Consider the following 9,779-nt stretch of genomic DNA (forward strand, 5'->3'; position numbering starts at 1 on the left):
TTTTTTCAGCTCGGGAATAGGTATTTCATGGAAATGGAAAAGCGATGCGGCAAGCACGGCGGAGGCTTTGCCTTTCGTAAGCGCGTCGTAAAAATGCTCCATGCAGCCGGCGCCGCCGGAAGCTATTACGGGAATGCTGAGTTTTTCCGCTATTGCCGAGGTAAGCTCCAGATTGTAGCCTGATTTAGTGCCGTCAGTGTCCATGCTTGTAAGCAGGATTTCTCCTGCACCTCGCTTTTCAGCTTCGCATGCCCATTCTACAGCGTCAATTCCCATCGGAGTTCTTCCGCCTGCCGTATAGACCTCCCAGTAATTCCCGTTTCTTTTTGCGTCAATGGCGACGACGATACACTGGCTGCCGAAAAGCTCCGCGCCTTCGTTTATCAGATCGGGACGTTTTACGGCTGCAGAGTTGAGAGAAACCTTGTCCGCTCCGGCGCGGAGTATCGCGCGAATATCTTCGGCGGTGCGTATGCCTCCGCCTACCGTTATGGGGATGAACACGTTCTTTGCGACGCGCGTCACAAGCTTTGCGACCGTCTCGCGTGCATCGCTTGTCGCAGTTATGTCAAGAAAAACAATTTCGTCCGCGCCCTGTTTTTCGTATGCCTGCGCCGCTTCGACAGGGTCTCCGGCGTCGCGCAGATTAACGAAATTTATTCCCTTTACAACGCGCCCGTCTTTGATATCAAGGCACGGTATTATTCTGCTTGCAAACATTATTCTGTTCCTCCGCAGAGTGAAACGAATTTTTTCAGCAGCGCAAGTCCGGTATTTCCGCTTTTTTCAGGATGGAACTGGCAGCCGAACAGATTGCCCTTTTCAACGGCAGCGTCAAACTCAAGCCCGTAGCTGCATACGGCGGCGACGTCCGAACGTTCTGCGGCAGAGCAGCAGAACGAGTGTACGAAATAAACGTAACTGTTCTGCGGCGTGTCCGCAAACAGTCTGCTTGAGCTGTTTATCGACAGAGAATTCCAGCCCATGTGGGGAATTTTCAGCCCCATGCCGGCGGGGAAGCGGCGCACGCAGCCTTTCAGCACGCCGAGCCCCTTTCTGCCCGGGGCTTCTCCGCTTTCTTCAAAAAGCAGCTGCATACCCAGACATATTCCCAAAAAAGGTTTTTCAAGTGCAGCTTCCGCGACTGCTTCTTTGAGGCCGCGCTTTTCAAGCTCGTCAAGAGCGGCGCCGAATGCCCCTACGCCCGGAAGTATCAGCGATGAACAGTTTTTAATTTCATTTGCATTGCACACGATTTTATTTTGCACGTGCAAAAATTCAAGTGCATTCACAACGCTTCTGAGATTTCCGGCTCCGTAATCGATTACTCCGAGCATCTGTAATCTTCCTGTTTGTGTTTGTATCGTGAAGCTATTTCTTCAAGCACGTCCGTGAACGGCACTTCCGTGTCCATGCAGGCGACAAGCAGGTGATAGAGAAGGTCTGCCGCTTCGTAACGGAAATTTTCCCTGTCCTTTACCGCGCAGGCAAGAGCAGTTTCAAGCCCCTCTTCGCCCACCTTCTGCGCAACGCGTTTTGAGCCTTTTGAAAGCAGTCTTGCGGTGTAGCTTTCTTCCGGCGAGGCGTAACGCCTTTTGTTGAGATAGCGCCACAGCCTTCCGAGGAAGGTCATTGCCGTTGAGTTCTCTTTGCCGGCAAGCGACGTAAAGAAGCAGGAGACAGCGCCCGTGTGGCAGGCAGGCCCCTGAGGATCCACAATTGCAAGAATTGTGTCGCCGTCGCAGTCAAGACGCAGCTCCTTCACGCGCATAAAGCTCCCGCTTGTCGCGCCCTTGTGCCATATTTCCCTGCGCGAACGGCTCCAGAACACAAGCTCGCCCTTTTCTTCCGTGAGCCTGAGCGATTCTTCGTTCGCGTAGGCGAGCATAAGCACCTCGCCTGAAACGCAGTCCTGAACTATAACGGGAACGAGCCCTTTTTCGTCGAACTTAATTTTTGAAAAATCGATTTTGTCTGCCATCTTATTTTCCTTTCACTGCCGCAAGAGCTTCTTCAAGAGTAATGCCGCCCTCGTAAAGGCTTTTGCCTATGACGGCACCGGCTACGCCTGTTTCCGCAAGCATTTTTAAATCATCCGCGGAGGTAATTCCGCCCGCTGCGACTATTTCATGATTGTCGCTGACAAGCGGCTCGTACAGCTCCCGCCTTGCGCCCTCCATTTTACCGTCGCGCTCCGTGTCTGTCACGAGAAATACGTTGTAGCCGCAGATTTTGAACTTTTTAATTTCGTCTGCCGGCAGGGAGTCGGTTCCCTTAAGCCAGCCTGAATGAACGACTTTGCCGTTCTTTACGTCGACTGAAGGCATAACGGCGCTTCCGAAGCGGTCGAAAAGCCTTGCCGGCGCATCCTTGTCCGTGAAAAGCAGACTGCCAACCATAACGCGTCCGGCTCCTGCCGAAAGCGCGTCAGCAACAGCCTCTTCAGAGCGCAGTCCTCCGCCGTACTGAACGTACATGCCGAGCTTTGCTATATTTTCAAGAATATTGAGGTGGCAGGGATGTCCCTGCTTTGCTCCCTCAAGGTCAACAACGTGAATATAGGCGCAGCCTGCGTCCATAAACTGCTTCGCCGTATCCAGCGCGTCCACGCCGTAATCCCTGCGCGTGTCAAAATCGCCCTGCGTAAGGCGGACGACCTTTCCTCCGAAAAGGTCTATCGCCGGAAGGAGAATCACAGCCAGAGCCCCTTTGTGCTCGGATTTGCCTGCGCGGGCACGAGAGCCTGCCTGAGGCACATTCCTACAGATTTGAAAACTGCTTCCGCCGCGTGGTGCGAATTGTCGGTTTTCAGCAGGTCAATATGCAGCGTAAGCCCTGCTTCGCGCGCAAAGCCCCTGAAAAACTCAGGCACAAGTTCAAGGTCGAAATCGGCAGCCTTCTCCGTCGGGAAATCTCCCGTCCAGTAAAGAGCGCCGCGTCCGCTGAAATCAAGCGCTGTCTGAACGAGGGAACCGTCCATGGGAAGCAGGAAACCGTAGCGCTCAATCGGGCGCTCCTTAGCGACTTCGCGCAGTGCCTGGCCGAGCGCAATTCCTACGTCCTCGGTGAGATGATGGTAATCTATCTCAACGTCGCCGTGCGCTTTAAGGCATATTCCGAGCCCTGCCCTGTGGCAGAGCAAATCAAGCATGTGATTCAGAAAACCGCAGTTCGTCTCTATGACGCGTTTGGCTGACGCCGGATGTTCAAGCACGAGCGAAATCTGCGTTTCTTTCGTGTTTCTCTCAATTTTTGCTTCCATTTCAAGCCTCCTGCTTTTCAGCCGCAAGACGCAGTGCGGCAGCAATATCCTTAAGTTCGTTCCAGCGGGTGTGAATTGTTCCCGCGGCTGAAACAAGCCGCATGGAAACAGGCATAATCTCTTTTATGACTACCAGTCCGTTTGCTTTCAGAGTGCTTCCCGTCTGCACAATGTCAAAAATTACGTCGCTGAGACCAAGCGCAGGTGCAAGCTCTATGGAGCCGTTAAGCTTCAGAAGCTTCAGCTGCACGCCCCAGGAATTAAATATTTTCTCGGCTGTTTTCATGTATTTTGTTGCAACACGCAGTCCCGTCAGCTTTGCAGTGCTGCCGCTGAATTTTACGGCTTCCTTTTCGGGGCCCGCTATTGCGAGAACGCAGCTGTTCATACCGGTGTCAAGCAGCTCAACTACAGGTATTTCAGACTCTGCAATCACGTCGCTGCCTGCAAAGGCAAGGTCTGCCGCGCCGTTGTACGCTACAACGGGGACGTCTGCAGGCTTTGCAAGCAGATAGCGGAAATTTCCGTCCTCAATTACCAGATTTCTTCCTGCGTTTTTCAGAGCCTCAACGGGCAGTCCCGCATTTTCGAGCAGAACAATGCAGCTGTCAAGCGACCGTCCGGTCGGGAGAGCAAAGGTAAGCATTACAGAAGCCCCCAGTCAAAAGCGTCAAAGCCGTATTCCCTGCCGCTGTTCAAATTATAAATTTTCTTCTCGGAAAAATCTGCCCAGATGCCGTATTTTCTCAAGTGTGCCGCAGATTTTGATTCCTCCCTGTTTTTGTTCCAGCTGAGCTCAAAAGAAATGCCCCTGCTGCGCAGCTCTTCGGCAAATTTCAGCACTTCCGCGCTGTCCGCCGCGCCGCACCAGAGCATAAGCTTCGGCAGAGGCAGACTCCCGCTGCAGTTGTCCGCGAGTTCTTTCAAATCAAGCGCGAAACCTGCCGCTTCGCCGTCCATACCAAGCTTTGCGAGCAGTCCGTCGTAGCGCCCTCCGCCTCCGAGCAGCGTGCCTTCCTTTGTGTAAACGTTGAAAACAGGTCCGCTGTAATAGCCGAGTTCGCGCAGGAAACTGAAATCAATGCAGATTTTCTTTCCGTAACCGAGGCTGTCCAGCGAAGCGCAAAGTTTTTTCAGCGGCTCAAAAAGCGCGGGATTGTCCGTAAGCTCTGCCGCCCTGTCTATCGTTTCAACTCCGCCGCGAAGTGAAGGAAGCGCGGAAAGCAGAGTCATTTTGTCTGTTGTAAGATACAGCGTTTCAAGCGTTTTTTCGTAGGCTGTGTAGCTTCCGTTCATCAGATGCCCGGTAAGAATTTCGGACACGTCCTTCGGAAGTGCCGAGAAAATTTTTGCCGTAACAGACATATCGCCGAGAGCAATAACGGAGTCAATACCAAGCATGTCAAGAGTGCGGAAAAGCAGCGCAAGCAGTTCAACATCGGCGCCTGCGCCTTCCCAGCCGATAAGCTCGACACCTATCTGGTTCTGTTCAAGATTGTGCTTCGGCGGCTTGGGAACCGAAAAAACGCGCTCTGCGTACGAAAGCCTGAGAGGACGCTCCTCATCGCTGAAATGCGTTGAAAGGTACGTTACGGCGGAAAGCGTTAAATCGCCGCGCAAAACGCACGGCTCCCCGTAAGGCGAAGTGAGTGCAATCAGCTTTTCGGCTTCAGAATGGGGCAGATTGTCCCACACGCCGCTCAGCAGCTGAAGCTCCGCAGGGCTGAAAGGCCTGTAGCCGTACAGAGCAAAAAGCTCCATAGCCCTGTTTCTGCAATATTCAAGTTTCGCCGCCATGCTGCCTCCGAAACTGCTGCAGCCCTTAGGATTTCCCTGCATTTCTATTCCCCGTTTCAAAACGTGATCTTTCATATATAATTATATCAGTGTAAATAAAAAATAAAAGCATGTGCTTTAATATGCTAAAGTGCTATCTTGATTGAACCCCTCGCGCGGATTATAATAGCACAGTCAGCAGAGATTTGCAATTATCGGAGGTATGACAGACTTGAGAACCGGCAGCGGAAAAAAAATCGATGCTCTCATATTTGACGTTGACGGTGTTCTTCTTGACGTCAGCCGCTCCTTTTCGGAAGTGATACGCCGCTCAATACTGGACGGCTTTGTCCGTTTCTGCGGCGGGGAAGCGGATTCTGAAGGCTGTACGCCGGAGCATGAAAAGATAATGAAACGGCACGGAGCGTTCAACGATGATTACGACCTTGCCTGGACACTGCTTTCAATGACTGCTGCCGCAGGCGGGAAAAAACTGTCGCTGGCTTTTCCGACGCCCGAAAAACTTGCGGCGGAGCTTGAAAGCTTTTCCGGCAGCGTAAAGGAATGGACGCTTGAAAGATACGGCGCGCTGATCCCTTACAAAGAATTCCGCGGATACTGCGACGATTTGTATCTTGGCACAAAGGACAGCAAAGGTCTTTATATGCTTGAAAAACCGCTGCTTCACGCAAAATGGAACGAACTGCCGCTTCCCGCAGGACTTTACACCGGAAGAGATCTCAAAGAACTTGCCTGTGCCTACGAAAGCCTCGGCTGGGAACCGCTGCCTAAAGAAAACGTAATTCACCGCGAAACAGGAATTTGCAAACCGTCGCCTGAAGGGCTTGAAATACTCTGCAAACGTTTCGGCGCTGAAAATCCGCTGTACGTCGGCGATACGGCGAGCGACTTTAAGGCATTCAAAGCATTCGGCAAAGGCGTGTTCGCGGCGATAGGCAGTCTGCTGCCGGAAGCTGAAAACAGCTTTGCGGACTGTGACGAAGCTTTGGAAAAAATGCTTTAACAAAGGTGGTAACAACAATGGACAAAAAAATTCTTGAAAAACTGGTGCGCCCGTGCGTAATGCCGCTGCAGCCCTACAATCCGGGCAAGGTTCCCGAAGCACGCGTGCGCATAATGGCAAACGAAAACAACCTCGGCGTCAGCGACTCAGCGCTGAGGGCAATGACAAGAGCAATACTCTCCGCCAATCGCTATCCGGACATCAGCTGCGCCGAACTGCGCGAAAAAATCGCGCAAAAAAACGGACTGAAGCCTGAGCAGATAATATGCGGCAACGGGCTTGACGGTGTCTTCACAATGATAGGAAGGGCATTCCTGAATCCGGGCGACGAAGTGATATGCGGCGACTTCACCTTCTCGGTCTACAAAAGCATTGCCGACATAATGGACGCAAAAGCGGTTGAAGTGCCTGTGACGGAAGAATTTGCCCTTGACATTGACGGATTTATAGCGGCAGTTACGCCGAAAACAAAACTGATATGCCTCTGCAATCCCAACAACCCCACAGGCAGCTTTGCCGCTTCCTCCGAAGTGCGCCGGCTGATTGAAGCTGCGCCGCAGGACGTTCTGGTAATAGCTGACGAAGCCTATATGGAATTTACGCCTGACACGGACAGCGTACTGCCCATGCTTGCGGAATATCCCAATCTCATGGTATGCCGCACCTTCTCAAAGCTCTACGGGCTTGCAGGGCTTCGCGTAGGCTGGGCGGCTGCGGATCCCGACGTCATCGCGCAGCTTTACAAAGTGCGCGAGCCGTACTGTCTCAGCGCCGTAGCGCAGGCGGCTGCCCTCGCAGTACTGGACGACGACGAATACGCGGCGGACACGAAAACTCTTGTTGCTGCTGAACGAGTGCGGTTTGCAGACTTCTTTGACGCGCACGGCATAAAATACTATCCGACGGCAGCAAACTTCTGCCTTGTCAGTTTCGGAAACAGAACGGAAGAAATTTTTGACAAGCTTTTTGCAGACGGCATACTTACGCGCCTGATGTCGTACAAAGGAGAAAAATACATCCGTTTCTCAATCGGCGAAATGGAAGAAAACATCTTCGTACTGGAAGAACTGGAGAAGATAATCGCAAGCCGGTAACCGGCAATTAAAAACTCCGCCGTTAAGCGGAGTTTTTTGTTTGCATGGAGCCGGCGAGTGGACTCGAACCACCGACCTGCTGATTACAAGTCAGCTGCTCTACCAACTGAGCTACACCGGCATGACACTTGCCACAGGAGAATATTTTACATTAATATTGATTTCCGTCAAGTGCTTTTTTGAGGCTACGCGATATCTTCCGCGCTGACGAGCGGAACTCCAGCGCTGCCGAGAACCTGCTCCGCCCTCTCCTGGTCGTCAACGCGGATAACGCTGCAGGCAGAGCCTTTCTTCTTCATTATGAAAGCGTAGCTGTACTCAAGATTGATGCCGGCATCGGCAAGCAGCTGCAGAATATTGTAAAGTCCTCCTGCCTCGTCGCTCAGCTCAACGGCGATAACCGGCGTCAGGCTTGCGACGTAACACTCGTCCTTCAGAGCCTCAAGCGCCTTTTCCGGCGTATCGACAAGCAGACGCGCTATTCCGAAATCGGTCGTTTCCGAAAGCGAAAGCGCACGCATATTGACATTGTGTCTGCGGAGCGTGTCCGCAAGCTTCAAAAGCTGTGAGGGTTTGTTCTCGATAAAAACCGAAAGCTGATTAAGCGCCATCTTAATTCCTCCCCGTTTTTTCGTAAAGACCGCGTTTGTCCACAACTCTTACCGCCTTGCCCTCGCTTCTCGAAAGCGTTGTAGGAGCGACAAGGTGCACCTTGGCGTAAATTCCGAGCACCGATTTAAGCGTTGCAACTATATCCTTCTCCATTGCAGAAAGACTGCTGAGCTTGTCGGAGAACATCTCCGGCGTCATCTCAACGTTGATGTCAAGCACGTCGCTGTTGTTCTCGCGCGTTACGATAATCTCGTAATTCGACGAGCAGCCGCGCGAAATAAGCACCGCCTCAATCTGCGACGGGAATACGTTAACGCCCTTAACGATAAGCATATCGTCGCTGCGTCCGAGAATCTTGCCCATACGGACGTGAGTCCTTCCGCAGGCGCACTTTTCCCTGTTCAGGGTGCAGATGTCGTGTGTACGGTAGCGGATAAGCGGCGACGCCTGTTTGTTAATCGTAGTGAACACAAGCTCGCCCTCGCTGCCGTCGGGAAGCACCTCGCCCGTATCGGGATCAATTATTTCAGCAATGAAATTGTCCTCCTGAATATGCGAGCCGCAGTGCGCTCCGCACTCAAAAGCAACTCCTGGGCCTGACATTTCCGTAAGCCCGTAAATGTTAAACGCTTCAAGCCCGAGCTTTTCCTCAATATCCCTGCGCATCTCCCCGCTCCAGGCTTCAGCGCCGAAAATGCCCGACTTGAGATGCAGTTTGTTCTGCAGTCCTCTCTCGGTAACAACCTCTGCGAGATAAGCGGCATAAGAAGGAGTACAGGCGATAACGGTAGCCTGCATATCTATAAGGAACTGAATCTGCCTGTCCGTGTTGCCTGACGACATCGGAATTGTCATACTGCCGAGCTTGTGGGAACCGCCGTTTATACCTGCGCCGCCTGTAAAAAGCCCAAAGCCGTAGCAAATCTGCACAACGTCGTCAGGTGTCGCGCCTGCCGCGGCGAGCGCCCTTGCACAGCAGTCGTCCCACATGTCGAGGTCTGCCTGCGTGTAATAGGCGATTACGCGTTTGCCGGTCGTTCCGCTTGTCGAATGAATGCGCACGACGTCGCGCTTCGGAACAGCAAGCATACCGTCAGGATAAGCAAGCCGCAGATCCTCCTTGGAAAGAAAAGGCAGCTTCCAAAGATCCTCAACCGAATGCACGTCAGCGGGCGACACTCCCTTTTCGTTCATTGCCCGCTTATAATAGGGAACATTCTCGTAACAATGTTTTACAGTATTGACAAGCCTCTTGTTCTGAAGAGCCGTAAGCTCGTCGCGCGAGGCTGTCTCTATCTCAGGTCTGAAACATCCGTGCTGCATGAAAATACCCTCTTTCCGTCCGCGGACTATTGTATTATATTTTCCCTGTCTTGTGAACTTATTATCGGACAATCGCCGCGGAAACCAAGAAGAAATTACTGAAATACAATGAATAATGCAAAATGAATAATGAAGAATTAAACCCGTCAAAAGCGCACGTAGGACTTAGTTGGCTAAAAGAGCTATAAGCGGTAAGCTTTAGAACCGTTAAAATCTTTGTCTTTCTGCGGAAATCCATCAGGCTTAGGTTTTGCACAGCCTGCCTGTGCCCAGTATGGGTATGCCCCGTAGGGGTAAAGCGTCTCTATTTCAGTATTTACAACAAAAACGGCGAGGGAAATCCCGCGCCGTTTTTATTTTCCCCAAAATTGCTTTTGGGTACGGTAAACACAGCCCTTTCGGGCGCGTAGGTTAAAACAAACGACGAACTAAGAACGACAAACGAAGAACAAATTAAAACCATAACGCTCGTTTCACTTGCGTAACGTCGCTGGATGCTGCACTTCCGCTGCGCTCCATGCAGCAAGACAAAGATTTTTGTTCTGCGTTCTTCGTTCTTTGTTCTGCGTTCATAAAACTCCGGATTACTTCCTACTGGGCTGGATACCGATGTTAGCTGATACCGTCCGTTCGTTTTCTGTCCGAAGCCGCAGGGCTCTTGCTTTCCCTGCCTCCTTCCCGAAAGCAT

At 52.0% G+C, this 9,779-nt stretch carries 11 protein-coding genes and 1 tRNA gene; 2 read left to right on the forward strand and 10 right to left on the reverse strand.

The genetic code is table 11. The features are described 5' to 3' along the window. The 7 genes from hisF to KBS54_00405 form a co-directional block, all read right to left on the reverse strand. Window positions 1-720 (reverse strand): imidazole glycerol phosphate synthase subunit HisF (gene hisF, locus KBS54_00375; protein MBQ0054591.1); only part of this gene is annotated, 720 nt, incomplete at its 3' end. Continuing rightward, on the reverse strand, window positions 720-1,337 hold the full coding sequence (gene hisH, locus KBS54_00380) for an imidazole glycerol phosphate synthase subunit HisH (GenBank protein ID MBQ0054592.1): 618 nt from the start codon (window positions 1,335-1,337) through the stop codon (window positions 720-722). The genes hisH and hisF, both read right to left, overlap by 1 nt. After that, window positions 1,325-1,981, reverse strand: coding sequence for a bifunctional phosphoribosyl-AMP cyclohydrolase/phosphoribosyl-ATP diphosphatase HisIE (locus KBS54_00385; protein MBQ0054593.1), 657 nt, complete (start codon window positions 1,979-1,981; stop codon window positions 1,325-1,327). The genes hisH and KBS54_00385 overlap by 13 nt, the downstream gene beginning before the upstream one ends. 1 nt (window position 1,982) lies before the next feature. Further along, window positions 1,983-2,702, reverse strand: coding sequence for a 1-(5-phosphoribosyl)-5-[(5-phosphoribosylamino)methylideneamino] imidazole-4-carboxamide isomerase (locus tag KBS54_00390; GenBank protein ID MBQ0054594.1), 720 nt, complete (start codon window positions 2,700-2,702; stop codon window positions 1,983-1,985). Then, entirely contained in the window at window positions 2,693-3,262 is a 570-nt protein-coding gene (locus tag KBS54_00395) for an imidazoleglycerol-phosphate dehydratase (GenBank protein ID MBQ0054595.1), read from the reverse strand. The genes KBS54_00390 and KBS54_00395 overlap by 10 nt, the downstream gene beginning before the upstream one ends. Window position 3,263: 1 nt before the next feature. Further along, window positions 3,264-3,908 carry an ATP phosphoribosyltransferase gene (locus KBS54_00400; GenBank protein MBQ0054596.1) on the reverse strand — a complete coding sequence of 215 codons (645 nt, stop codon included), beginning with the start codon at window positions 3,906-3,908 and terminating at the stop codon, window positions 3,264-3,266. After that, on the reverse strand, window positions 3,908-5,134 hold the full coding sequence (locus KBS54_00405) for an ATP phosphoribosyltransferase regulatory subunit (GenBank protein MBQ0054597.1): 1,227 nt from the start codon (window positions 5,132-5,134) through the stop codon (window positions 3,908-3,910). The genes KBS54_00400 and KBS54_00405 overlap by 1 nt, the downstream gene beginning before the upstream one ends. A 127-nt stretch (window positions 5,135-5,261) precedes the next feature. On the opposite strand from KBS54_00405, the gene KBS54_00410 reads away from it, so the two are divergent. Beyond that, a complete protein-coding gene (locus KBS54_00410; protein ID MBQ0054598.1) occupies window positions 5,262-6,062 on the forward strand; it encodes an HAD-IA family hydrolase in 801 nt (266 codons plus the stop codon). 17 nt (window positions 6,063-6,079) lie between these two features. Then, complete coding sequence (gene hisC, locus KBS54_00415) at window positions 6,080-7,156, forward strand: histidinol-phosphate transaminase (GenBank protein MBQ0054599.1); 1,077 nt, start codon at window positions 6,080-6,082, stop codon at window positions 7,154-7,156. A 45-nt stretch (window positions 7,157-7,201) separates the two neighbouring features. On the opposite strand, the gene KBS54_00420 is transcribed toward hisC, so the two are convergent. The 3 genes from KBS54_00420 to KBS54_00430 all read right to left on the reverse strand — a co-directional run bounded on the left by KBS54_00420 (window position 7,202) and on the right by KBS54_00430 (window position 9,091). Continuing rightward, a tRNA-Thr gene (locus KBS54_00420) sits at window positions 7,202-7,277 on the reverse strand. Window positions 7,278-7,341: 64 nt separating this feature from the next. Then, window positions 7,342-7,767: an acetolactate synthase gene (locus KBS54_00425; GenBank protein MBQ0054600.1), complete on the reverse strand. Its 426-nt coding sequence runs from the start codon at window positions 7,765-7,767 to the stop codon at window positions 7,342-7,344. A 1-nt stretch (window position 7,768) separates the two neighbouring features. After that, a complete protein-coding gene (locus KBS54_00430; protein MBQ0054601.1) occupies window positions 7,769-9,091 on the reverse strand; it encodes a phenylacetate--CoA ligase in 1,323 nt (440 codons plus the stop codon). Window positions 9,092-9,779: the final 688 nt, after the last annotated feature.

This window comes from Candidatus Equadaptatus faecalis (assembly GCA_018065065.1).
Taxonomy (GTDB): domain Bacteria; phylum Synergistota; class Synergistia; order Synergistales; family Synergistaceae; genus Equadaptatus; species Equadaptatus faecalis.